Origin of the sequence: Chitinimonas sp., from assembly GCF_041904975.1 — a bacterium.
Classification (GTDB): domain Bacteria; phylum Pseudomonadota; class Gammaproteobacteria; order Burkholderiales; family Chitinimonadaceae; genus Chitinimonas.
Genome location: NZ_JAYRLZ010000001.1, coordinates 13,734 through 39,048, shown reverse-complemented (window position 1 = coordinate 39,048; position 25,315 = coordinate 13,734). Strand labels below are relative to the sequence as shown.

The 25,315-nt window shown below is 61.4% G+C and carries 18 protein-coding genes; 7 read left to right on the top strand and 11 right to left on the bottom strand.

What is annotated here, in order from left to right:
- Positions 1–50: 50 nt before the first annotated feature.
- Both ACE3OH_RS00145 and ACE3OH_RS00140 read right to left on the bottom strand, forming a co-directional pair.
- Complete coding sequence (locus ACE3OH_RS00145; protein WP_374346949.1) at positions 51–248, bottom strand: hypothetical protein; 198 nt, start codon at positions 246–248, stop codon at positions 51–53.
- A gap of 51 nt (positions 249–299) precedes the next feature.
- On the bottom strand, positions 300–1,382 hold the full coding sequence (locus tag ACE3OH_RS00140; RefSeq protein ID WP_374346947.1) for an AraC family transcriptional regulator ligand-binding domain-containing protein: 1,083 nt from the start codon (positions 1,380–1,382) through the stop codon (positions 300–302).
- Between the two features lie 24 nt (positions 1,383–1,406).
- Here ACE3OH_RS00140 and ACE3OH_RS00135 point away from each other — a divergent pair, with 24 nt between their 5' ends.
- From ACE3OH_RS00135 to ACE3OH_RS00125, 3 genes are read left to right on the top strand one after another with little or no spacing between them, the layout of a single operon-like run.
- Positions 1,407–3,023, top strand: coding sequence for an FAD-binding oxidoreductase (locus ACE3OH_RS00135; protein WP_374346942.1), 1,617 nt, complete (start codon positions 1,407–1,409; stop codon positions 3,021–3,023).
- Positions 3,024–3,025: 2 nt separating this feature from the next.
- Positions 3,026–4,633, top strand: coding sequence for a glycerol-3-phosphate dehydrogenase/oxidase (locus ACE3OH_RS00130; protein WP_374346940.1), 1,608 nt, complete (start codon positions 3,026–3,028; stop codon positions 4,631–4,633).
- Between the two features lie 12 nt (positions 4,634–4,645).
- A complete protein-coding gene (locus ACE3OH_RS00125; RefSeq protein WP_374346938.1) occupies positions 4,646–6,208 on the top strand; it encodes an FGGY-family carbohydrate kinase in 1,563 nt (520 codons plus the stop codon).
- A 44-nt stretch (positions 6,209–6,252) separates the two neighbouring features.
- Here the strand turns inward: ACE3OH_RS00125 and ACE3OH_RS00120 are convergent, their stop codons facing one another.
- The 4 genes from ACE3OH_RS00120 to ACE3OH_RS00105 all read right to left on the bottom strand — a co-directional run bounded on the left by ACE3OH_RS00120 (position 6,253) and on the right by ACE3OH_RS00105 (position 10,579).
- Positions 6,253–7,272 (bottom strand): hypothetical protein, encoded by a 1,020-nt coding sequence (locus ACE3OH_RS00120; RefSeq protein ID WP_374346936.1) that lies wholly within the window; start codon positions 7,270–7,272, stop codon positions 6,253–6,255.
- A gap of 148 nt (positions 7,273–7,420) precedes the next feature.
- Positions 7,421–8,530: an alpha/beta hydrolase gene (locus ACE3OH_RS00115; protein WP_374346934.1), complete on the bottom strand. Its 1,110-nt coding sequence runs from the start codon at positions 8,528–8,530 to the stop codon at positions 7,421–7,423.
- A 93-nt stretch (positions 8,531–8,623) separates the two neighbouring features.
- Complete coding sequence (locus tag ACE3OH_RS00110; protein ID WP_374346932.1) at positions 8,624–9,712, bottom strand: helix-turn-helix domain-containing protein; 1,089 nt, start codon at positions 9,710–9,712, stop codon at positions 8,624–8,626.
- Between the two features lie 90 nt (positions 9,713–9,802).
- The gene (locus tag ACE3OH_RS00105) at positions 9,803–10,579 is read right to left on the bottom strand and encodes an RDD family protein (RefSeq protein ID WP_374346930.1); all 777 of its coding nucleotides are present in this window, start codon (positions 10,577–10,579) and stop codon (positions 9,803–9,805) included.
- Positions 10,580–10,851: 272 nt separating this feature from the next.
- Here ACE3OH_RS00105 and ACE3OH_RS00100 point away from each other — a divergent pair, with 272 nt between their 5' ends.
- The gene (locus ACE3OH_RS00100; protein WP_374346928.1) at positions 10,852–11,019 is read left to right on the top strand and encodes a DUF3149 domain-containing protein; all 168 of its coding nucleotides are present in this window, start codon (positions 10,852–10,854) and stop codon (positions 11,017–11,019) included.
- A gap of 115 nt (positions 11,020–11,134) precedes the next feature.
- Here the strand turns inward: ACE3OH_RS00100 and rarD are convergent, their stop codons facing one another.
- Entirely contained in the window at positions 11,135–12,016 is an 882-nt protein-coding gene (gene rarD / locus ACE3OH_RS00095; protein ID WP_374346926.1) for an EamA family transporter RarD, read from the bottom strand.
- Between the two features lie 303 nt (positions 12,017–12,319).
- On the opposite strand from rarD, the gene queF reads away from it, so the two are divergent.
- On the top strand, positions 12,320–13,147 hold the full coding sequence (gene queF / locus ACE3OH_RS00090) for an NADPH-dependent 7-cyano-7-deazaguanine reductase QueF (protein ID WP_374346924.1): 828 nt from the start codon (positions 12,320–12,322) through the stop codon (positions 13,145–13,147).
- Between the two features lie 40 nt (positions 13,148–13,187).
- Here the strand turns inward: queF and ACE3OH_RS00085 are convergent, their stop codons facing one another.
- Complete coding sequence (locus tag ACE3OH_RS00085; protein ID WP_374346922.1) at positions 13,188–15,071, bottom strand: tetratricopeptide repeat protein; 1,884 nt, start codon at positions 15,069–15,071, stop codon at positions 13,188–13,190.
- Between the two features lie 292 nt (positions 15,072–15,363).
- On the opposite strand from ACE3OH_RS00085, the gene ACE3OH_RS00080 reads away from it, so the two are divergent.
- Positions 15,364–16,167 carry a transporter substrate-binding domain-containing protein gene (locus ACE3OH_RS00080; protein WP_374346919.1) on the top strand — a complete coding sequence of 268 codons (804 nt, stop codon included), beginning with the start codon at positions 15,364–15,366 and terminating at the stop codon, positions 16,165–16,167.
- 133 nt (positions 16,168–16,300) lie between these two features.
- Here ACE3OH_RS00080 and ACE3OH_RS00075 read toward each other — a convergent pair whose 3' ends face one another.
- From ACE3OH_RS00075 to ACE3OH_RS00065, 3 genes are read right to left on the bottom strand one after another with little or no spacing between them, the layout of a single operon-like run.
- Entirely contained in the window at positions 16,301–18,349 is a 2,049-nt protein-coding gene (locus ACE3OH_RS00075; RefSeq protein WP_374346917.1) for a CHASE2 domain-containing protein, read from the bottom strand.
- A gap of 6 nt (positions 18,350–18,355) precedes the next feature.
- Positions 18,356–21,781, bottom strand: coding sequence for a tetratricopeptide repeat protein (locus ACE3OH_RS00070; RefSeq protein WP_374346916.1), 3,426 nt, complete (start codon positions 21,779–21,781; stop codon positions 18,356–18,358).
- A gap of 12 nt (positions 21,782–21,793) precedes the next feature.
- Positions 21,794–24,403, bottom strand: coding sequence for a WD40/YVTN/BNR-like repeat-containing protein (locus ACE3OH_RS00065; protein ID WP_374346914.1), 2,610 nt, complete (start codon positions 24,401–24,403; stop codon positions 21,794–21,796).
- A gap of 279 nt (positions 24,404–24,682) precedes the next feature.
- Here ACE3OH_RS00065 and ACE3OH_RS00060 point away from each other — a divergent pair, with 279 nt between their 5' ends.
- Entirely contained in the window at positions 24,683–25,306 is a 624-nt protein-coding gene (locus ACE3OH_RS00060; protein WP_374346912.1) for a hypothetical protein, read from the top strand.
- The last annotated feature ends 9 nt before the right edge of the window (positions 25,307–25,315 follow it).

Genomic DNA, 25,315 nt, shown 5'->3' with positions numbered 1-25,315 from the left:
TAACTGAGCCCAGCCGTCGCAAGCCGATCGACACGGCTTGCTGGCTCCCGCTACGCAAAACCGCCCCCCTTTCGGTGTTTATGGAGGGTCAACACCCCGTTTTCATGGCTGATGGTCTGCCCACCCACCGCTAGGCCTTGCGCCAGCTGTTGCCGCGCCTTGGCCGCCCGGTCGTCGACCGGTTGGGTGATATGGTAGTCGCCGGTATCGGGCCGGATTGGCTTGGCGGGCTTGCGCTTTGCTTTCATGCTTGATTCATCCTGTGGCTAAGCCCGTCAGATGAGGCCGCTTGGCGGCAATTAAAGTGTGGCTTGCCGGCCGATCTGGTCGCGATACTGTCCCGGTCCCTGGCCTTGCCAGCTCTTGAACGCATGGTGGAAGGCGGCCGGATCGCCATAGCCGAGCAGGTAGGCAATTTCCGCCAGCGGCATGGTGGACTGGCTCAGGTAGTGGCGTGCCAGATCATGGCGGGTGGTGTCGAGCACTGCCTGGAAACTCTGGCCCGCCTCCGCCAGCCGCCGCTGCAGGGTGCGGGCCGACAGGCACAGCGCCGCCGCCACCGTCTGCACCCGCACCGCCTCGCCACCGAGCCGGGCCAGGATGGCCTGGCGCACCTCGCGCACAATGGCAGGCTCCTGCGCACTCTGCCTTTGCTGCAACAGCTGCTCGGCATGTTGCTGCAATAGCGGCAGCAAGCCGTTATTCGCCTGCGGCACCGCATAGTCAAGCAGGGCCAAGGGGAACAGCACCCGGTTGGCACGGGCGCCATAGCGCACTGCTGCGCCGCTCTGTGCGGCAATACGTGCTCGCGCCGCCTCGCCATGGTCATGGCAGAACTCCAGCGCAAAGCCCGCCATGGGCCGGCCGGCCAGCCACTGCGCGCAAGCGAGGATGCCGGCGAATACCGATTCGGCCAGCGCACCGGCCACCGGGCTGGTCGCGCAGTCGTTGCGCCAGGTGTAGATGGCATGCTCGCCATCGCGGCTCAGGCTGGAGCGCCCCAGATCGTGCACCAGGGCTTCAAAGCGCAATACCTGCTCCAGCGCAGCGCCAAGACTGGGGCAGGACAGCAGCAGGATGCCATTCACCCCATAGCTGGTGGGCTTGTGCTGCAAACCCAGGCGCCAGCCAAAACCGGCATCACTGCCCGCCACCCCGACCGCCAGCATGGCCAGATACTGAGCCACCGTGATATCGCTCTCGCCGATCTGACCACGGCCGATGGCCGCTTGCAGGCTGGTCAGCGCTGCCCCTTCGGCCATGGCGACATCCCACAATGATTGGGCATAGGGCGCGACGACGCGAGCGTTTGGCGCGATTTCACAACGAATTGGCGGCATAGGGGAATGGCAGGGCAAGGCAAACAGGCTAGATTTAACCATCCATTTTTCTGGGCGGAGAAGGCAATGCGACGTTGGAACGGCTGGGGCGACGATGCCACCACCATGGCACTGAATGACAAGGCAAGTTCGATGCTGCGCGAACGCCTCGGCGAAGGCCTGCCGCAGCAGGACGCCTCGCTGGAGCAGGCCTTGGCAAAGATCGCGCCATCGCGCCTGCCGGACCACCCGTTGATTGTACGCGAGGCCCGCGCGCGTTTCGCCGTTGCCCTGGGCGAGAGCTATGCCGACTGGTTGCGCAAACGCTACGGCGAAATCCCGGCTGCGCCCGACGGGGTGGCGTTTCCCGAGAGCAGCGAGCAGGTGCGCGAGCTGCTCGACCTGGCGCAAACCCATGATTGGGTGGTGATTCCGTTCGCCGGCGGCACCAGCGTGGCCGGCCATCTCGACACGCCCTTGGGCGAGCGGCCGGTGCTGTCGATCAATCTAGGCCGGATGAGCCGACTCTTGCATCTGGACAAGACCAGCCAGCTGGCCACCTTCCAGTCCGGTGCCGCCGGCCCGGTGCTGGAGGCGCAATTGCGCGCCCACGGCTATACCCTGGGGCATTTTCCGCAATCGTTCGAGTATTCGACCGTAGGCGGCTGGGTGGTTACCCGCTCGTCCGGTCAGCAATCGCTGCGCTATGGCCGTATCGAGCAGCTGTTTGCCGGCGGCCGCTTTGAAGCGCCGATCGGCAGCCTGACTATCGGCACCGTTCCGGCTTCCAGCGCCGGGCCTGATCTGCGCGAAATCATCATGGGCTCGGAAGGCCGCTTCGGCGTGTTGACTGAAGCAGTGATGCGGGTGACGCCAGCGCCGGAACACGAGAGTTTTCACGCCCTGTTCTTTCCGAGCTGGGATCAGGCCGAGGCGGCGGTGCGCAGCCTGGTACAGCGCAAACTGCCGCTGTCGATGCTGCGTCTATCAAATGCGGTGGAAACCGAAACCAATCTGGCGCTGGCCGGCCATGCCAGCCAGATTGCCTGGCTGGAGCGCTATCTCGGCTGGCGCGGCTGTGGCGACGGCAAGTGCCTGCTGATGCTGGGCGTTACCGGCGACCCGCGCAGCGCCGCACAAGCCTTGCGCAGCGCCCGCCAGCATCTGGCACGCTTTGACGCGGTCTATATCGGCACCCTGATGGGTAGCAAATGGCAGCAAAACCGCTTCAAAGGCCCCTATCTGCGCAATACCCTGTGGGAACACGGCTATGGTGCCGACACCATCGAAACCGCAGTGGACTGGCCTCGGGTCAAGAACCTGATGAATGCGATGGAGCAGGCAGCACGCGATGCCTTTGCCGAAGACGGTGAGAAGGTGCATTGCTTTACCCATCTCTCGCATCTGTATCCACAGGGCAGCAGCATCTACTCGACCTTTGTCTACCGCATCGCACCGGGCGGCTTTGCGCCGAATCTGGCGCGCTGGAAACGCTACAAGGCGCGGGTTTCCGAAGCCATTGTCGAGCATGGCGGCACCATCAGCCACCAGCACGGCGTCGGCCGCGACCATGCGCCCTATCTGGCCGCCGAAAAAGGCCCGCTCGGCATGGCAACCCTGCATGAATTGCGCCGCCACTTCGACCCCAAGGGCATCATGAATCCCGGCAAGCTGCTGGACGATGGTACCCGGTGGGCGGACTGAACATGAGCGCATCATCAAGCAGTCGGGCAGCCCTGCTCGCCCGGCTGGCCGCCAATGACTGGGACCTGCTGGTGATTGGTGGCGGCATTTCCGGCGCCGGGGTATTGCGCGAGGCGGCCCGGCTGGGCTGGAAAGCGTTGTTGATCGAGCAGCGCGACTTTGCCTTTGGCACCTCCAGTCGCTCGTCCAAGCTGGTGCATGGCGGCCTGCGCTACCTGAAGGAAGGCCAGCTCCGCACCACCTGGCATTCGGTACGCGAGCGGCAGCGGTTGATGCGCGAAGCACCCGAGCTGATCGAATCGCAAAGCTTTCTGTTTGCCGACTGCCAGGGCCGCAAGCCCGGCCGCCATTTGTTTGAATTTGGCCTGCGCGTCTACGACCTGATGGCCGGCACGTCCAGCCATCGCTATGTCAACGCAGGCAATGTAGCTGCCCTGGCACCGGGCCTGCGCCCGCCGGCGCTCAAGGGGGCGATGAGCTATCTCGATGCCAAGACCGACGATGCGCGGCTGGTGTTGCGGGTACTGCAGGAGGCGCGTCAGGATGGTGCGCTGGCGCTCAACTATCTGGCAGCGCGCACACCGGTGCTGGAAAACGGCCGCGTCGTCGGCATGCAGCTGGAAGACCTGGAAAGCGGTCGCAGCCATACGGTGCGGGCTCGCGCCGTAGTCAATGCCACCGGGGTATGGGCCGACCGGCTACGCGGCAAACTGGATCGCCCGCCTTTGCTACGGCCCTTGCGCGGCAGCCACTTGGTGATTCCGGCCTGGCGCCTGCCGGTGGCGCAGGCAATCAGCCTGATGCACCCGCAGGATGGCCGGCCGGTGTTCTTTTACCCTTGGGAAGGCAGCACCCTGATCGGTACCACCGATATCGACCACGTCGGCGATCTCGACCGCGAAGCCAGCATCAGCCCGGCCGAGGTCGATTACTTGCTGGCAGCGGTCAATGACCAGTTCCCGGGCCTGTCGCTTGGCCGCGCCGATATCGCCGCCTGCTATGCCGGCGTGCGCCCGGTGGTCAGCGATGGTGCCAAGGCCCCTTCGGCCTCGGGGCGCGACCATGTGGTGCTGGATGAACAAGGCATGGTCACCGTTACCGGCGGCAAGCTGACCACCTTCCGGCTGATGGCACTCGATGCCCTCGCCGCGGTGCAACGCCAATGGTCGCAGCAAACGCTGCCCGGCACTGCCAGCGCATTCCCGCCATACCGGCTCAGTGATGGGCCGGTATTTCGCCCGGCCACGTCGTTGCCGGCCAGCCTCGCCCCGGCTGTCGCGCGTCGCCTGGCTGCCCGCTTTGGCGCGCAGGCGGCCGATGTGCTTAATGATGCCAACGCGAGCGAGCTGTGCTTTATCCCCGGCACCGAAACCCTGTGGCTGGAGCTGCGCCACGCCGCCCGCCATGAACAGGTGGTGCATCTCGATGATCTGCTGCTGCGCCGGGTTCGCCTCGGCATCCTGCTGCCCGATGGCGGCCTGGCGCATGCCGAGCGCATCCGCAGCCTGTGCCAGACCCAACTCGGCTGGAGCGATGCACAGTGGCAACAAGAGCTTGCCCGCTACCGCAGCATCATCACCAGCCACTACAGCCTGCCTGCCAACCCGTAGAGCCGATCTGCCATGAGTAACGACTACCTTCTGACCATCGACAATGGCACACAAAGCGTCCGCGCCCTGCTGTTCGACCCGCGCGGCCATCTGGTGGACAAGGCCCAGGTCAGTATCAGCAGCTATCAAAGCCCGGAACCGGGCTGGGTGGAAAACGACCCGGAGGCCTTCTGGCAGGCGCTGTGCCAGGCCTGCCAGCATCTATGGGCCAATACCAGCGTACCGAAAAGCGCAGTACGCGGTGTGGTGATCACCACCCAGCGCGCCACGGTGATCAATCTCGATCGTGACGGCAAGCCCTTGCGGCCAGCCATTATCTGGATGGACCAGCGCCGCGCCGAACAAACGCGCTCGCTGCCCTGGTGGTGGAATATTGCCTTCAAGGCGATCGGCATGAGCGATGTGCTCAAGCATTTCCAGCGCGAGGCAGAATGCAACTGGATCGCCCAGCATCAGCCCGACATCTGGGCCAGGACGCATAAATACCTGCTGCTGTCGGGCTATCTGAATTACCGCTTCACCGGCCGATATGTCGACTCCACCGGCAGCCAGGTTGGCTATATTCCGTTCGACTACAAGCAGGGGCGCTGGGCGGCGACACACGACTGGAAGTGGAATGCCCTGCCGATCACGCCGGACATGCTGCCGGAATTGGTGGCTCCGGGCACGGTGATCGGCCAGGTCGATGCCAAGGTAGCGGCGGAAACCGGCATACCGGTCGGCACCCCCATCATTGCCGGCGCCGCCGACAAGGCCTGCGAAGTGATCGGTGCCGGCTGCCTGACGCCGGAGATTGCCTGCCTGTCCTATGGCACAGCGGCCACCATCAACACCACGACCCCGCGCTATGTCGAGGCGACGCCATTCATTCCGCCTTATCAGGCAGCAATACCGGGCCACTACAACACGGAAATCCAGATCACCCGTGGCTTCTGGATGGTGAGCTGGTTCAAGGAGCAATTCGGCCTGCATGAGCAGCTGGAGGCCGAGCAGTTGGGTGTATCGCCGGAGAGCCTGTTCGACAAGCTGGTCGGCGCGGTACCACCGGGCTCGCTCGGCCTGATGCTGCAACCGTTCTGGAACCCCGGCATCAAGGTGCCGGGTCCCGAAGCCAAGGGCGCGGTGATCGGCTTTGGCGATGCCCATACCCGCGCCCATCTGTACCGGGCGATTATCGAAGGACTGACCTATGCATTGCGCGAGGGCAAGGAGCGCATCGAAAAACGCTCCGGCACCGCCATCAGCCGGGTGCGGGTATCAGGCGGCGGCTCGCAAAGCGATGCCGCCATGCAGATCACCGCCAATGTGTTCAATCTGCCCAGCGAACGCCCGCATCTGTATGAAACCAGCGGCCTCGGCGGCGCCATCATCGCCTCGGTGGGCCTTGGTCTGCACCACGACTTCGCCAGCGCCATCCGCGAGATGACACGCATTGGCCAGGTCTTCGAGCCGCAGCCCGAGCATGCCTACACCTATGAGCAGCTCTACACCCGGGTTTACCAGCGCATGTACCAGCGCCTGCAACCGCTGTACGAAGATATCCGCGACATCACCGGCTACCCGAGCCAGGCTTGAACCGCCGCTCGCCTAAGCAAGCGACGGTATTGCGCTACGGGCAGCTAGCTTGGGGCGCCTGGCTCCAGTTTGATCCCGCTGTCGCGCAAAATGCCGGCAATATCATCCATCGCCAGCAAACGCTTGATAGCAGCCAGCTTGTCGGGCGAACGTTCTACGAACGCAGCGGCGATTTGTCGACCTATCCAGTAGCCAGCCTCGGAATGCCAACCCTTGGGAGGGGAGCCAGCATTGGCGAACCAACGAAAGAAGGCGCGGCGCGCGGGCGAGTCACCAGACCAAACCGACACCTTGGCCTGCAGCACCGTCTCGCGATCTGCCGCAAAGGCCTTCCACAGCATTTCGCTATTGTCACGTGCCCATTGATCACGCTCCGGGTCCGGCACCTTACCCAACACGATACTCGCGATATAGTCTGCGGTGCCCTCGGCAATGGCCGTCGACAGCATACTGTCCTGCTGGCTGGTATAGGCCGCTTCACTATGTGTCTGCAGGCTGTGTACCGATTCATGCGCAAACATCATGCGCATATAGCGACGAAACTCATCCATCGACACGCCTTTTTTGCACGCCACTTCCAGGCCAATGACCTGGCTATCGGCGACAGCATGGCCCCCAGAATTCCCGGCACCAAATACGACATAAACAGCAGGTAGGCGAGCTTCCGGCAGCAGGCCATGCAAAGCCAGATAGATCGCCCGCATCTCGGCGTTCAGGCTATCCAGAATCGGCAGGCAGTTCTCAATGGCATAGGCATAGTCGCCGCCGCGCTTTTTTACCGACAAAGCTAGATTTTCTGCATTTTCAATGCGTTGCGGCGTAAACACCGCCACGCCGCGCCCGGCACCGTCGAGATAGCCGCGCTGCAGCGCTTCGCTGGTGAGGACACCTTTTTGCGCCAGATATAGCTTGGCAAAGCGTTGCGCATCTTCCGATTGAATGCGAACCGAAAACGGGTCCCAGGCGCCAGTCTTCACCACCTCCGCCGCCTCGGCCGCCGTGGCAGCCGGATAAATGAAAAGCGCGGCAACAAACGCCGCAAAGCTGAACTTGAACATACTCATATCTACTCGCATCGCGTGAATTGAAACCATACCGATGCGTATGCTACAAATTCATCCAGTCGGTGTCACGCACCATTACAGAGTGATGCGGCCTGGCTACAACAGTCCCCTTCTATTGCTGCCATCCCGATACCAAGAGTGCGACAAACTACTGATTGCCGCGCAAACCCGGCAGCACGCGCTCTTTCAACACCTTCCACTGTGCATCCAATAGTGCCGGATTCGGGTCATGCCCAGCCTTGGGCACCATCACCATCGCCTTGGCGGGTGCCTCGAGGCTGTCGAAATACGGCTGGGTGACTACCGCAGGGGTGAGCAGATCTTCCTGGCCTTGCAGCAAGTAGATCGGAATCTCGAACCGGGTGCCGAGTGCGGGCAGATCGATCCGCGACAGCATGCCGTCGCCCTTGAGGCCGACAAACTGCATAAAGGAGTACTCCTCGCCCTGCTCGTCAGCTGCCAGAGCCGCGGGCGTCGCGTATTGGGCTTCCTTGTTCCACCACTTGGCCGGGGCGGCAATGGTCACTTTGCGCTCATAGGCCCTGATCGCCCGCCGCAATATGCCAAAGGCGCGCGGACTGCTGCGCGGTGGCGGGCCGATCTCCTGCAGTGCCGCCACGGTCTTGGCGTCTCCCGCCTTGGTGGCGGCTGCCAGCGTCAGCGTGTAAGCAGCCGACTCATTGGCGCTGGCGCTGACCATCTGTGACACACCGATATAGGCATGAAACAGATCCGGCCTTTGTTTGGCCATCATGATGCCCAGTACGCTCCCCCAAGAGCTACCGGTGAGGATGATCTTGCGCTGGCCCAGATGGCGCTGCAGCAGTTGCGCCACTTCGATGCCATCGGCGCTCATTTGCTCAAGGCTAAGGCTGGCATCGGCGGTGTGCGGGTTTCGGGCAAAGGTCTTGCCGGCGCCACGCTGATCCCATTGCACCAGGGTAAAGTCCTTGGCCCAGGCGCCATACATGGCATGGGAAAACGGGCTTACCGGATTGCCTGGCCCGCCGTGCACAAACAGCAAAACCGGATTGTTGCAGTTAGCGCTTTCGATAGTCAGCCATTGCTCGATGCCGCCAACTGACCAATAGCCCTGCTCGCGCAAGGGGCGGCCGGCCTTGCCAGCCGTCTCGCCACACCCTGGCATGGGTGTGGCAGCAGCTGGCAACTCGCGCACCTTGTCGGCGGCAGCACAGGGTGGCGCAACCAGGGCAAGCAAACTGCCAGCGAGAAACAGGGGGGCGAGATAGCGATTCACAGAGCACTCCAAAGCGACAGAAGCGGCGAAAACTAGCGATTTTCGCAAGGTGCCGCGTCTCAAATCATGATTTGGGACCTTGTCCGCAGCGCATCAGCCCGGATCAACCATGCCTTGCTGGCGAAACTGTGTCGGGGTCATGCCGGTATGTTGTTTGAACACGCGGTTCAGCGAACTCTTGCTATTGAAGCCAGCCGCCATGGCGAGATCAAGTATGGTGGCGCCATCGTTCTGCGGCGCCAGCATGGCCTGCTTGAGCGCCGCAACCCGATAGGCATTCAGATATTCCTGAAAGCTGACCTGGCAAACCTGATTGACCAGCCGCGACAACTCATGCGGCGTCAGTGCAAGATGGCTGGCCAGCTGCTCCAGGCTCAGTTCGCCGTCGCGAAACATTTCATCCCGCTCCATGCTCTGGCGCAGTTTGTCCAGAAACGGCACCAGCTCGCCTACATCTGGCGCCGGCTTGGTAGTGGCTGCCGGACTGGTAGCCGGCGCAGGCGCCATCGGCAAGCGCATGGCACACAGGGCAAGGCTGTAGACAAACAGGGTCAACACCGTAGCACCCGCGTTGTCGGACGACACCGGCACCGGCAAACCTGCCGCTTCGGCAACAAACAGGGCCGCGACACCAAGCAAACCGACAAGCAAACCGCGCACCAGCGCATGCATGGGGCCAAGCAGTGCCCAGCCAGTCTGCGCCTGTCGTGCCTCGGCAATCAGGCGATGGCTTGGCAATAGATAGGCAACGATAAGCACCGCCTTGGCCAGACCAAAACCTGCGAGATACCAGGGCAAAGCACCGCGCTCGCCGGCCGCTGCTGCGGGCGCCATACCCAGGTAATGCGGCAACCAGGCGACCAGGGCCAAGCCAAAGGGCAGAAAGTGCCAGGCCCATGCCCGACGGGCGCGCTCGGCGCGCAGCAGACTGCAAAGATGCAGCCATAGCAAGGGTCCGATCAATAACGGCAAAGGCGCAATGGCTGATGCAAGGCGCGGTGACTGATCGAAGCGGCCGGCACCCGCGAGCCAGGCATGGCCGATGATCAAGGCAAATACCAGCACCAGGGCGGCCAGCAGGCGCGCCGGCAAGCGGCTTGGCTGCGGTTGTCGCACCGCAATCAAGGCCAGCGCGAGAAACACGCCTTGACCAAAGGCGATCAGCAGCAACCAGTTCCCCATGCTATTGCCCCGTCCCTCTCCCTATGGAAATTTGCGGCCGAGCCAGCGTTCGTAGGCCGAGCTGCCCGGACGCACGCCAGCCATACGGCATCAGCCAGATGCTGGGCCTACTTGCATGCGGGGTGCACGCTCATCGATCACCACGGTATGGGCAATCTTGTCCTGGATCGCCTGCCGGTTCGGGTCCCACAGCACTTGGGCAAAGCCGAACAGGCCGGTGGCCATGCCTGCAGCATAGCCGCCATAGCGGCTGAAACAGTTGATCACCGATAAAGGCTTGCCGGTCAATTCCACCACGCGCAAGCCGAACAGGCGCTTGCCCAGGGTCTGGCCGCGCCACATGGCCGGCACAAAGGTGAAATACAGAATGGCGGCGCCAAAGCCGTTGCTGAGTTTTTGCAGCAAACGCTTGAGCTGCTCGGTCCAGGCAAAGGCATGGGGCTGGCGGGCCAGGGCCAGCTCGTGCTCCAGCTGAGCGATGCGCTCCGCGTCGCTCAGCACGGCCGCACTCGCCGTGCCCGGCTTCTCATCTTCCTCTTCAAACACCAGCAACTGGCCGACCTTGGTGTGTTCCATCTGGGAAAGCAGCTGCTGCATGCCGCCGTACAACAAGAAGGCCACGCCGATTCCGGCAAACAGCAGGCGGCGGCGGCTGATGCTTTGCGCACCCCAGCGCAATGCCAGGCGCCACACCAGAACCATGGCGCCAATGATCATCCAGATGCCATGCATGCCCGACAGCACCGCCACCACCAGCAAATCCACCCCTATGGCAAGAAGCCTGCGCTTGGGTGGCGCCAGCATCACACCGAGCAGCTCATTGCTGACATTGAGCGCCTCCGGCGTGACCGCACGCTGCGACCACATGTAATGGCGGCTGGGAAGGCGGGGAAGCTTGCGTATTACCGACAAATTCATGCTCCTGATTGATTGCGCAGGCTAGGCACTGTTGACGCATTGCGGGAATCGGCCATCGCCTCTTGCGCAGGCTCTACCCCGCAGCCGCACAGCCTGGCGCAGCCGAATCGTAGCAGTTTGCCACCGCTTGGCCATCCATTGACCAAGGTCAAATCAAGCGCGCTGCTGCTGGCGTGTAATGGCAAGCAAGAAATCGCATTCAAACCAGCCAGGAGTTCATCATGAATATTGCCGTACAGGATCTGTTCACTACCGACATCGGCCTGCTCAGCCTCGTCACCATTGGCGTGGTGATCGGTATTGCCAGCTATATGGTGGTGTTTGTGCGCCGCCATATCGCCGAGGACGAAGCGGCGCAGCGCCAGCAACAGGACAAGCTGGCGCGCTGACGTGCCCATGGGGGCGGGTGCGGCACAGGCAAATGTGGAAAAAGCCGGCGAATCGCAGCTGTGCGGTTTGCCGGCCAAGCTGCAGAGCACTATGGCGACAGGCGCAGCGTTGGCATCAAGCCAGCGCTGCCTGTTTGCGTCGCACCCAGAATCCCTCGAGAGTGTAGAAAGCCAACGCCGACCAGATCAGCGCAAAGCCGATCAGCTTGCCTTGGCTGAATGGTTCGCCCCACAGGAATACGCCCAGCGCCATCTGCAGCGTCGGCCCGATGTATTGCAGCAAACCAAGCAGCGACATCGGAATACGCCGTGCGCCGGCGGCAAACAGCAGTAAAGGGATGGCGGTAATCGGACCTGCCGCCACCAGCAAGGCGCGCATATGGTCGCTGCCGTTGGCAAATCCGCTCTGCCCTTGCATGGTCAGCCAGATCAGATAGCCGGCGGCAAACGGGGTAAGTAGCAGGGTCTCGAGCGACAGACCTTCCAGCGCACCAAGGCTGGCAGTCTTGCGTAGCAGGCCATAGGTGCCGAACGTTGCAGCGAGGATCAGTCCTATCCAAGGCAACTGTCCGGCCAGGACCGAGAGCCACAGCACACCCAGCGCCGCGATGCCGATCGCCGTCCACTGACCGGTGCGCAAGCGCTCTTTCAGCAGCAGATAGCCGAACATCACATTCACCAGCGGATTGATGAAATAGCCGAGGCTGGCATCGACCACATGCTGGTTGTTCACCGCCCAGATATACAGAAACCAGTTGATCGACAATACCAGCGCGCTGGCGGCAAATCGCCCCAGCACCCGCGGGTTGCGCAGTGCATCGCCCAGCCACTGCCATTGGCGACGTCCAAGCAGCAGTAGCAGCAGGAAGACCAGCGACCAGCACACCCGGTGCAGCAGGATTTCCAGTGGTGCAACCGGCTTGAGCAGATGCAGATAAAGCGGCAACAAGCCCCACATGAAGTAGGCCATGGCCGCGTAGATGGTACCGGTTTGCATATTCGGGACTCGCAGGGATCAGGGCGCATCATCGCGCAAATGCCGTTACAGCACACGGCACACTATGGCGTATCGATCTGGCACTGTACCGGCCGCTTTACAGTACCAGTCTGGTGCCGCTTGCTTACTGTAGCGGTACGCGAATTCAGTAGCCGGCCCGATCCGGGCAAGCGAGGGACTGATTCAGACCAGATGCACTGTTCAGCCTATTCTGCTCGCCACGACGCAAACCACCGCCTTGCTGCAGCAAACAAGGTGCACAACACGGTAAACTCGCCGCCACGCTTACCGGAACCCCACCGCATGACCTCTTCAGCCGAACTCTCGCCGCTGGGCAAAACCACCGCCTATATCGAGCAATACTGCCCTTCGCTCTTGTTTCCCATTGCACGCCTAGGCAAGCGCGAAGAAATCGGCGTGCCTGCTGCCCTGCCGTTTTTCGGGGCCGACTTCTGGAATGCCTATGAATTGTCCTGGCTCAACCCCAAGGGTAAACCACAAATTGCCCTGGCCAGTATCAGTGTCCCGGCCGACTCGCCGAATATCATCGAAAGCAAAAGCTTCAAGCTCTATTTGAACAGCTTCAACCAGACACGCCTGGACGATGCCGAGGCCTTGCGCACTACCCTGGCGAGGGATCTGAGCGCGGCGGCCGGCGCCAGTGTCAGTGTCCGCCTGGTTCTGCCCGACGGCTTTGCCCGGCAGCAATTTGCCGAACTCGACGGCTACTGCATCGACAATCTCGATGTCGATATCGAGCATTACCAACCGCAAGCCGACTTGCTAAGCACACTGGATGAGCCTGAGGTGGAAGAAACGCTGTGCTCCAATCTGCTCAAGTCCAATTGCCTGGTCACCGGGCAGCCCGACTGGGCCAGCGTGCAGATCCGTTATCGCGGCAAGCCGATTGCGCGCGATCGCCTGCTGCAATATCTGGTCTCGTTTCGCGGCCATAACGAATTCCATGAACAATGTGTCGAGCGGATCTTTATGGATATCAGCCGCCAATGCAGGCCGGAAGCCTTGTCGGTCTATGCGCGCTATACCCGTCGCGGCGGCCTCGATATCAATCCGTTTCGCACCAGCTTCACCCAGGCGGCACCGGCCAATCTGCGTACCGCCCGGCAGTAAACGGCGAGCAGGTAGCTAGCCGGGCAAATGGCGCGCCGACTCAGGCGCGCATTGCCCAGGCAAGCAGGCTATCGCGCAATTGCAGCACCGGCGTGCTCCAGTCTTGCCGCTGCACCTGGCGGAACAGGCGCATGCCCGGATACCAGGGGCTGTCGGCGCGCTGGCGCAGCCAGCGCCAATCAGTCTTGTAAGCGGGCAGCAGCACCCAGCACGGGCGCCCCATCGCGCCGGCAAGATGCGCTACCGCGGTATCAACACTGATCAACAGATCCAGCTGCGCCAGCACCGCTGCCGTATCGGCAAAGTCATGCAGCTGGTGGCCGAGCTTGATCATGGGCTGGCCGGCCAATTCGACATCGGCCTGCTCGCCGGTTTGCAGGCTGAAAAAGCTCAGGCCCGGTACATCCCAAAGTGGCGCCAGCTCCGACAAGGAAGGCAAGGAGCGCTCCGCATCATTGAGGTGATGCGGGTTGCCGCGCCACACCAGGCCGACCCGCAAGCCCGGCGCCGGCAACGCCCCGGCCCAACGCTGTTGCGCCTCGGCCGGGCAATGCAGATAAGGAATGTCTGCCGGGAGTCGATCAAGCGCACTCCGCAGCCAATGCGGCAGGCTGAGCAGAAAGGTCCAGTAATCGTGCCCGGGGACCTCGGTCGTGTCGTCATCGAGCGCCAGTACCGCATCGGCACCGTCCAGCGACTGCAGTAGTGGCAACAGCGCCGGCTGGCACACCAGGGTGATATACCGGGCACCTTGCGCCTTCAACCGGGCCAGATAGCGACAAAACTGGATCACATCACCATAGCCCTGCTCGGTCCACACCAGTAGAGACTTGCCTCGCAAGGCTTCGCCATGCCAGCGCGGCATCGGCAGAGTCGGAATCTCGGTCGCCTGGCTTTCGAGTTCCGGATCGAATCGTGCTTCGTAATGCTGCCAGCCTTCCTCATAGCGGCCCAGCATCAGCAGCAGCTGGGCCAGATTGAAGCGCGGCATGGCGCTGGCGGGGCTCAGGCTGATCGCATGACGAAAGCAGCTTTCCGCTTCGAGCTCACGCTCGGTATTGCTGAGCAGCACCCCCATATTCGACCAGGCCTGAGCAGATTCAGGCGCCAGCTCGATCGCCCTGGCAATCGCCTGCTCCGCCTCCGCCATCTCGCCCCGATCGAGCAGCAGGCTGCCCAGATTGGCATGCAGTTTGGGCCGCTGCGGACTCAGGCTAAGGGCATGACGCAGGCAGCGCTCAGCCTCATCCCATTGCCGCAATTCACCCAGCAACAGGCCAAGATTGCACCAGGCGTCGACATGGCCCGGCTGCAAACGCAGCGCCTGCACATAGTGTTGCTGCGCAAGCGCCCAATCGCGCCGGGCGGCGTGCAGCAGGCCAAGCCAGGCATGGGCATCGGCATTATCCGGGTCGAGCGCCAGCACGGATGCGAAGCCGTCTGCAGCCGCTGCAAACTGCCGCGCTTCATAGTGCAGCAATGCCAGGTTGTAGTGTGCGTCGATATAGGCGGGCTGCAGGGCAATGGTCGCCTGATAGTGCTGGGCGGCTTCACCGAGCTTGTTGGTGGCCATCAAGAGATTGGCAAGATTGAGTCGCACTTCGAGCGCGGTCGGCGACAATGCCAGCGCTTGCCGATACAGCGCTTCGGCCTCGGCCAGCCGCCCGGCGCGCTCCAACAGTATGCCCAGATTGAACTGCGCCTCGGCGAGGCTTGGGTCCAGCAGCATGGCACGCCGCCACAAGGCTTCGGCCTCGCCATCATCGCCAAGCTTGACCGCACAAAGCCCGGCCTGCAGATGCAGGTCGGCGCTATCGGGCTGCACAGCTAGTGCTTCGCGCAGATGCTGCATTGCGCCACCGGCATTCCCGATTTGCAGCAGGCGATTGATGGTGTCAGGCGTGGCACTGGAAGCTTCTTGCATGAACATTCCACATATTGATGGCGGGTGGCAACGGCCCGGATAGCGCACAGGAAACGAAACCGCAGCGAGCAGCGGCTCCATTAGCGTTTCATTAATTTAGGTCAAATCCCCTCTCAATCAAATGGCATAATATATCGGCGACTGGGCACGCAAAGCCGGGAATTGCTTAGGCACAGCAAACCTGCTGAACAGCTTGCCCGCCGCAATCATCGATGCGCAATACCAGGCACACCAAGCATTGGCCACTTACTAGCAAGCCAATAAAACGCATTCCACCCAAGTAAGGAAAACCATGAAGCTCTCTGTTCTTGCACTTGCTCTGTTCAGCAGCATCGCGACGCACGCGATGGCAGATGATCTAGAAAAGATTAATCAGAAAAAGGAAATCGTGATTGGCGTACGCGACAGCTCCCCGCCATTCGGCTATTTCGACAAGGCCAAGGGCAGCGTTTCCGGCTACGACGTGGAATTTGCCATGTATGTTGCCAACAAGCTTGGCGCCAAACCCATCTTCAAGACAGTAGACCCGGCCGATCGCATTGCCGCCCTGAAGGAAGGCCGGGTGGATGTGCTGTTCGCCACGTTTGGCAAGAACCGCGAGCGCGAAAAGGAAGTGGATTTCAGTGTCGGCTATTTTGTCGGCACTCAAAAGATGGTCGCCAAGAAAGGCCGTTTCCAGGATCTGACCCAGCTCGACAAGCTCACCGTCTGCGTGCCCAAGGGCACCACCAATGCCAAGTATCTGCAAGACGTATCGACCACGGTGCAGGTCAAGCTGTTCGAAGACTACGCTGAGGTATTCACCGCGCTGAAGGAGGGCAAATGCGAATACGCCTCCGGCCCGGAAGCCACCATGCTCGGCAATCTGGCCAAGATGAGCCTGCCAGCGCGCAATGACTTCGAAGTTTCCGATGTGCCTATCGCCTCCGATGTTTACGGCGCCGGCATCCGCAAGGGACAAAAGGCTTTGCAGCAAGCCATCAATAATGCCTTGGCCGATGCAGAAAAAACCGGCGAAGCGGCACGGATATTCGAGCATTGGTTTGGTGGAACATCAGCGGTACAGCTTAACCGCAACTTCAAGATCAGCTTGTGATCATTGTGCCGGCGACGGCTGGCAACTGATCAGGCCCTGCACCGGGAGCGGGCTTTCCGCCTGCCTTCCGGCGCAGCGTAACGATCACGGCGCGCAGGAGCATCCAGCGTCGCCATTGGCGCAGCACAGGCAGCTACTTGCTTTCTAGCGTGGTGATCCCGTCCCAGCCTTCGGGCCAGCCCTCGGCGCGATACTGGGCAAGGCGAGCAAGGAAATGCTGCGCCAGGGCGTCCTGTGGCGCATGGTCGAGCACCAGCTGCCAGGCCTGTTCGGCTTCTTGCTGAAGAGACGGGCCATGCTCGAATGCGCGCAAGGCGATATCCGAGAGGCGCATCAATTCCGCATCATCACACGGGGTGAAGATCGCCACGCCAGCCTGCTTGCCCTTGACCCTGACGACATCAACCCGGCGCAAGGCGATCTTGCCAGCCAGCGCATGCGCCACCGATTCGCTGCACAGGATCTGGGTGCCATAAAACTTGTTGACGCCTTCCAGTCGCGACGCCAGGTTCACCGCGTCGCCAATGGCGGTGTAATCGAAATGGTCCTCGCCGCCCATATTGCCGACAATGCACTCGCCACGGTGGATGCCCACCCGCATATGCAGGGCGGGGCCACCAGTCTGTTCCAGATCCAGGCGCATTGCAGCGACTTTCTGCTGCATTTCGATGGCAGAGCGCACTGCCTGCTCTGATTGATCGGGACTGAGCACCGGCGCCCCCCAGAATGCCATCACGGCATCGCCGATGAATTTGTCCAGGGTACCGTTATGCCGCAGCACGATCTCGGTCATTTCGGTCAGGTGCCGATTAAGGATCTGCGCCACCTGCTCTGCCTGCATGGCTTCAGAAATACTGGTAAAGCCGGCCAGATCAGTAAACAGCAAGGTAAGCTCGCGCCGCTCGCCACCGAGGCGCAGGCGCTCCGGATGGGCAACGACCTCATCCACCACCGTGGGCGACAAGTATTTTGCAAAGGCCTGCTTGATCTCGCGGCGCTGCCGGCTGGCAACCAGGTAGGCAACGCCGCCTTGCGCCAGATAGATCAGCACCACCGCGCACATGGCACCGCTGACCGGCAGCCAGATCAGCCGATGCGACATCAGCCAGAATGCCAGTCCCAACAATGCTCCCAGCAATCCGAGGCCATACAGGCCGCTGCGCAGAGGCTGCCAGTGCCGCATGCTGATCAAGGCAAGGCCTGCGGTGAGCAGGAACATCAGCATCCGCCACCATAGCGGTGCCTTCCTGATCGCATTACCTTCCACCATATTGGCGATCAGATTGGCGTGAACCTCGACGCCCGGCATCAACTGCTGCGAGCTGATGCCGAAGAACGGCGTCTGGAACAGGTCGGACTGGGCTGAGTTCACTTCGGTGGTCGCCTTCAGGTCGCGTCCGACCAGCACAATATTGTTGTGCAGGAAAGACTTCCACTCGCTACCCAGATAGCGATCCGGATCCAGCATCTGGTAGTAGGGAATGTATTTGAAGGTGTGCGGACCGCCCTGATAGCGGATGTACATGCCCTGGCTGGCCGTCAGATCGGTGACAATACCGGGGTTGCGTTTGTCGAATGTCGTCAGGATGGAGCGCCACAATGCATCGGCATAAAACGGTACCTGACGCATGCTGGTATCGGGGTCGAGCTCTACCGACGCGAATCCCGGCTTCGCCCCGGCCTGGACGAAACCTTCCCATGGATCGACCCGCATCCATTGCCGGGTACCGCCACCGCCCTCGGTTTCGCGGTAGTCGCGGTCGGCGGCCAGTACCACATTGCCTGCCTCGCGAATTGCCTGGGCAAATGCCGCGTCGGACTCGGGCTGCGACGCTTCGGAAAACACCACGTCGAAAGCGACAATGGCAGCACCGGCATCGTGCAGATTGTTAACCAGCTGCGCATGCCACTCGCGCGGCCATGGCCATTGTCGCTTGAGTTTGGCGAACGATGCCTCGTCAATACCGATAATGGTGATCGGCAAGGCCACCTTGTTCGGTGCCGTGGCCACCAGCATACGGTCGAACAGTTTGAGCTCTACCAGCCACCAGGCACTGCTCAGGCTAAGTGCCAGGGTAAACAGAGCGGCCAGCAAACCGGGCCAGGGCAAGGTGGAACGCCCTGCCCGGTTGATGATGGCGGCTACCCAGGGCGTATTGAGAATGCGGGAAAGCGTGGGCATCACGACTCAGTAGCGATAGAGCGCCTGCAAACCAAGCCGCGCTTTCTTGACGGCGGCCGCATCTTTCTTGGCATACAGATTCTCGGCAATGGCTTCCACCGACCAGCGCTTGTCCTCGCTCTCCCAGTAACTACGCAAGCCGGCGCCCCAGCCGCCCGACAACTCACTCTTGTTTTCTTCATCGGTAAAGCGGCTGCTGCGGTAGATAGCCTGCGCACCGAGCTGCCAATGCGACATCGGTATCCAGCTGGCTTCCAGCATCAAGAGATTACGCGGCACCCAGGGCAGCAATTTTCCGGCGAATTTATCCGAGGTATTGCGTGACTGGTTGTGCTGCGCACGCGCGGCCAGTGTCAGCCGGTCGGACACGATATGGTTGACCGCGAATCCCACACCATTGACGCGGCCAGCGGTGAATTCCGGCGCATCCTCGAGAAGATCGACTGCATCGAGGCTCAGACGATTGCGATTACGCAGCCTTTGCAGGTCTTGCAGATTCAGGTCGGCCACCGAGTCAGCCGATGGGCTGTTCGGGTTGTCCACCTGGCGGTGGTCGGCATAGAACTGGGCAAAGGTCTGGCCACCGGGCTGCCATTCAAACTGCAGACGGGTGCGCTTGAGCGAGCCACCTATGCTGGTCAGACGATCATCGAGTGCGATGCCAGCGGTGTCCACCGCAGTGAGGCTGGCCACCGAGGCCGGTTTGCGCCAAGCCTGGTAAGCAAAACGAATCGTATTGCCGGGCTGTGGCGTAAAAGCGAAACCAAGCCGCGGGTCGAAGCGGTGGATGTCGCGATCATCGCGCGTTACCCCGATCAACTGCTCCCGGAACTTGCCGAACTGCTGGTAACGCTCCAGCGTCTCGCGCTTTTCAAAGCGGCTGAAATTGAGGTCGGCCTGCAGCAACCAGGTATTGCTGCGGTACTGTTCGCCGATATAGGCGTCTTTTGACTCGTACCGGGTTTGCTGAACCAGACGATTGCGAATGGGCGCAAATGCCACATCGCTATCCAGCCGTTTATCCTGTTTGCCGCGCTCGAATCCGACACTGAGACGATGCGCGCCGAAGTCGATGACTTGGCGCAGCTGCACATCGTCCTGGCTCGCATGGCTGGCGTAGTGATTGATGACGCCGGTTGGATTGACTTCGACAAACGCCTCGCGCAGATAGGTGGCCGCGATATCGGGCGAATAGTACACACCGCGCAAACCGACATCCTCGCTGCCATGGCCCGCCTTGATCCACAGCTGGCTGTCCGGCGCAAACCGGTAGCTGACCCCGCCATCGACACGGCGGTTGTCGATGGACGCCGGGTTGCGGATGAATCCAAGCTGCAGATCGGTCAGGGTTGCATCGATCTTGCTGCTATTGGCAAAACCGAACAGACCGGTTTCGTAATTGGGCCGCGCACCAAGGCCAAGCGTGGCTACCTTGGTGTGGGCGGTCAGATCCGCAGAGCCCGGGCGCAGATCAGAGTAATCCAGCCCGAGGTAGTAGGCGATCGGCTTGAGCGCAATGCTATAGCCATTGAGCACCGCCGATGCCTCGGTTTCATGCTCTTCCTGCGTGGTAGTGCGCAAGCCGATGGTCAGGTTGTGCCCTGGGGTCGAAATCAGGCTGTTGTTGCGATTGCCGGCGCCAAAGACGGTCGGATCGGTGAGGAAGCCCTTGAACAATTCCGAATTTTTGTTGAATTCGCCGCTATAGCGGTCGGCTAGAAACAGCGCGCTGCCTGCCCAGTAAGGGTTGTATGCCTCATGGGCGATCGCCTCGGCCCACTCTTCCAGTCCGAAGCCGGCTAGCGCGGCGCCAACATTGGCGTTGCCCTTTTGATTGTTGAGCAGCTGGTTGAGCGACTTCAGATAAGGCATCAAGCGCGCTGCCTGCCGCGCTGCCTGGGTTGCCGCACCGAAATCGAGCCGGTCGACCGCGATCAGCGACATCATCATATGCGGCAAGGGATCGGTCGGGTCTTGCTCCATCGCATGCTTGAGCGACTCTTCGGCACGATAGGTCTTGCCAAGCTGGTAATACGCAACGCCGGTATACAGACTGGCCCGCGCATAGCGTGGCTCAAGCACACCCGCTTTCAAAAAGGACTGCAATGCGTCTTCGGTCTTGCCTTGCTTGAGCTGCAACACCCCCAAGCCGGTCCAAGCCACATAATCGTCCGGCTGCGCGTCCAGCGCCTCTTTGAAGGCACGCTCGGCCTCGGCAAAATCATTGGCAAAGGTCGCCAGCGTGCCCAATTCGCCGCGATAGCCTTGTCCCTGCGGGTTCAGCAGCAAGGCTTGCGCCAGGGCAGCACGACCCGGCGCGACCGCCTCGCGCTCGGCATGAAAACGCCCAAGACCGAACCAGGCTTCACTGCTATTGCCGTCTTGCTGGCGCGCGGCATCCAGCGCAGCGCGGGTCTGCACGGCATCGCCGTTAAAGCGTGCCACCTCGGCACGGGCCAGTTGCACCTCCACATCATCAGCCGGCGCCTGCTCCAGCACCTTGCCAGCGTCGGCGGCGCGGTCTGCAATCAGATAGGCACGGGCAAGCAGGGCCGCGGCCTTGGGCCGGCCCGCCAGCGGCTGCAGGCGCTTGATCGCATCATCGACCCGCCCCTGATACAGATACAGATCGGCGAGCAGGATCGAAGCCGCCGCATCGCTACGCTGTTCGAGCGCCGCCTGGGCCTCGGGGTAGCGTTGCGCATCCACCATATCGGCGACGGGCTGCAGCGACACCGCATCGCTTTCAAGCCAGCGCCGCCCCTGCGGGCGATAGGCTGTTACCCATTGCACCCGCTCCCTCGCATTGGTCAGCAAAGTCTTGCTCGGCGCCTTGCCGTTCTCTACCCGCCCCTGTTCGTTCTTGCCAACCGTTACCTTGCCAAGATCATTCGAGAGCTCCACTTCACCCGATAGCACGGTCAGGGTCGACGCACCTTCCTTGTCGACATTGAGCTCCCAGTCGGTTCCACGGATAGCCGCAATGGCATTCGGCGTCTGCACCGTCACCGCCGGCGCGTTGTAGGCCACGGCGAATTCGCCAGGACTGCGCCGCTTGGCTTGCGTCCACACTCGCCCGAAAACCAGTTCCAGCTTGGTCGGTTCCGCCTTGGCCGATACCTCCTTGATCTGCAGGATGCTGTTCTGGTTGAGACGCAGCTGGGTCTGGTCGCTCAGCAGTACCGCCATCTGCGACAAATCACCGGTACGCACGAAATAGCCTGCTTCAAGCGTTTGATGCACGCGCGCCGGCTTCCAGTCATCACGCGCCGTGGGTCGCGCTTCGCCTCGTCCTATCAGTGAGACGATCTCGGCAGTGCCGGCCGCAAAGCCGAGCGACTGCATTCCGAGCGCCATCAAGACGGCAACTATTGGTTTGAGGCTACCACGCATGCTATCGGGGGTTCTGGCAGTCCTGGTCGATTCAGTCATGGCTCTATCCGATCAGAAAAATGAGAATCCCTGTGCCGTGCCGTCGGGGTAGCGCAAGAAGAACTTACCCCCCTCCGACCAGAACAGCTCGGAAGCATGAGCAGCAGGAACCGGTATCAGACTGTAATCGGGCCGGCTCGAATATTTGCCGCCCAGCAACACCACCGATGCCGTGCCGTCACCGTTTTCCGATGCGCCCCCTGCCGGGTCGAACGTTTTGATGGTCTGGTCGCCGACGGCAATATCGGAGAACACCGGGTAGAGCACCTGGGTGGCCTTGCTGCTGTCCACAAAGGCCAGATAGCCCGACAGATCGGTGGTAAAGCTCGGCGTTGCCACGCCGTCCCCCCCGGTGTAAATGCCACCCGGAATGGTGAGATAGCTGCTCCCAAGGAAGCTGATCTTCAAGCTGCCATTGCTGCGCATGCTCAGTCTTGCCGCCGGATCGAGCGATTTGAGCGCCTTGTCCAGATCGCCCAGATAAGCCAGAGAAGTCGACACGGTAATGCTGATGCCTTGCGATGCCACCGTGAACGTTCCGCTTGGCTTGGTTACAGGGGGTACCGTCGTGTCACGGGCTTTGCCTGAAACGGAACCTGCACCGGTAACAAAAGGCTGGCCGATAGGCGTGAAGTGATAGCTGATTCCCTTGGCGATATAGGTGATGACGCCGGTTGTCGCGTCGTACGATATCTGGCTCGTCGTTACCCCATACAGGGTATTCAACGCGCTTTGCAGCACATCGAGCAAAGTGCCACCCGCCAGGCGCGGCAAGCCGCCATTGAGCAGCGGAATCCGGGTTCCGGAATCAAGATTATTCAACTTGAGCGGGTCACCCGGCAGGTTCCGGTCACCGTCGATCGAGCCGATGACAATGCTTTGCAAGGCCCCGGATTCATTGACCTTAAGCGTTTCCCCGCCGAATACCGGCACCGGGCTACCGCCATTGCTGTAGTTCACTTTGCCGGTCTGCACGAACGAATCGGTTTGCGAGCCGCTGCGTCCGACAACCAGCGTAGTCTGGCCAGATTGGGTCTGCAGCAGCGCCGGATTGCTCGCCGTCCCGCCTACCGGCAGATTGTTCCCGCTACTGTTTGAGTCGATCTGGAAGCGTCCGCTGGCAACCTGCAAGGCCGGCTGACCGCCCACCGTCTGCGTTTGCAGCAAGGAGTTACCTTGCACATCGACATAGGTCAACACCTGTGTACCCGATTGAATGGTCGCCTGGGTGTTCTTGGGCATGACTACCAGCGCATTGGGCGGCGCGTCACTGCGCAATTGCAGCGGCTGGGTGGGAGAGGCGGTAATCAGCAAACGCCCGCTGTTGTCCACTTGCACATTCGGGTCGCCTGTCTGCAACACCTGGGTGACCGATGTCAGCACCGTCTGCTTGATGGTGGTTACCGTAAACGCATAGTTCTTGCCACCCACCGTCAGGTTCGCCGTGGTCGCCGTCGAAAAGCTCGACGACGATGTCAGGCGCAGGCGCAGGCGCGAACCGTTTACCACCGTGCCGGCCGAGTTGGTGAAAGCACCGCCATTGATCTGGTACTCGCCGCCGCTAATGCTGACTGCAGTCGGAGCGAGCAGGCCGGTAATGGTGATTTCGTCCGATAGGATGACCGTTGACAAGGGCACATCCTTGATTGCCGGTATGCTGATCGCTGGCGCCTGATACTGGTAGACGCCACTGCCATTGGCTACCAGCAAGGTAGCGCCGCTGTTGCCGGCAACGGCCATGGTGCTGATCGGGCTGGTCGGCAAGCTTCCTGGCAATTGCGTCCAGCTGGCACCGCCATCGCTGCTACCCCAGACTTCACCACTGGCATTGCCGGCAAATAGCTGCTGCCGCGAGGCCGCGCTGGCAGCGAAGGCGCTCGGAACAAAGGACAGCGCGGAAATACGCTTCCAGTTGGCCGCATCGGTCGATTGATACATTCCATCGCCGCTGACCAGCGCATACAGCGTCTGGCCGTTGGAATACAGCGCAGTGACCGACTTGCCCGCAAGACCCGCTGCGCTCCAGTTGCCACCATCAGCGCTGCTGTACAGCCCTGATGAGCCGCCAACCACCAGCAATTTATTGTCGGGCGAAACCACTGCCGCTTTCACCGCAAGCGTCACCACAAAAGGCGGCGAGCCGCCAACCGGCAGGCCCGTACTGGAAGCATTCCAGCTGACACCGCCATCAGCACTGATGTACACGCCGTTTTCAGTTGCCGCCAGTACCTTGCCGGCGGCTTGGGCAACAATCGCGTTGATGGTCGATGCCTTGTTGACCAATGGCAAGATCAGCCCGTTGTTCGAAACCGTCCAGCTGCCTCCATCATTGCCGGAAAACGCGGCGCCATTTGCGGTACTGCCGACCAGTAACTGTCCGGCATTGAAATTCAGTGCCGACAAGCTGCCTATTTGCGGGTTGGCAGCGGTTTTCCAGTTATTGCCCGCATCAAGGCTGACATAGACACTGGCAGTATCAGCCGCATACACGGTGCCTGCGTTACCGGCAGTCAACCACTGCGGCACCGTCCTGGAAACCTGTAGCCAGTCGGCGAGCGCTGGCGCTGCCATCCACAGCATGGCAACGAGACCGATGTACGATTTACGCAGCAGGGCTTGCATAGTGATCATCCTCTCAAGGCAACACGCCCGATTGAATACTGTCGGTACAGTCTAGGCATTTTTTGCGGAATGGTTCAGGCTGAGCGGCTAGCCCGGCTTGGCGACGCGTTGGTGCCATGCGTGAACCGCAGTGCTGGCAAGCTTAGCAGCCCGCAGCGGTGTCTGGCCGCATCTGACTCATGCCGCCCCGCCCGGCATTGCCGCCAGCCAGAGGCCGTTGTGTCTGCACAACAAAAACAGCCTTTATTCATTCCGTATTCATTGCTCAGAAACTGCTGCATGCGATCTATCGTGTTATACCTGCTGCTGTCTGGCGCTACCGCCCACGCCGAATGGAAACTTGCCCTTGGCAAGCCCGACGCGGCCGATCAGCGCGCGGCTGCCATCTACGCCGAGGCACCTTCGGGCAGCCGTCTTTCCTGGCTACATCCGCAAGGCAAGAATGATCTGTTGCTGATGTTTTCCATACCGGGGAAAAACGGCATCCAGCTGAATCTGGAACGGCTCAGCCTCAAGATCGATCAAGGGACAGAAATCGAAATCGGGCGCCAGGCACTGACCGACTGGCGCACAGACCCGCAGCGCCACCCGTACCCGATGACAGCCAACGGCCAGCTGTTTTCCTGGCGCGCCGCCAGCGCCGATGCACCGGCCCGTTACGGCAGCCTGCTGCGGCAGATGATGGATGGCGAGAGCCTGCGCGTGCGCTACTACCTGACTACCGGACACGGCATGGACGTCCGCTTTCCCTTGGCCGGCCTCAAGCCACTGGTTGCACAGTATTTCGGCGTACTTCCGAATCTGGAGGACGGAGAGGAAGCAGCCTACTTGGCTTGCTCCCGTCAGTATCCGCAGCGCGGCAAGCCGTTTAGAGCCTGTCTTGGCCGCTTTGCCGATCAGTGAAAGCAGCTT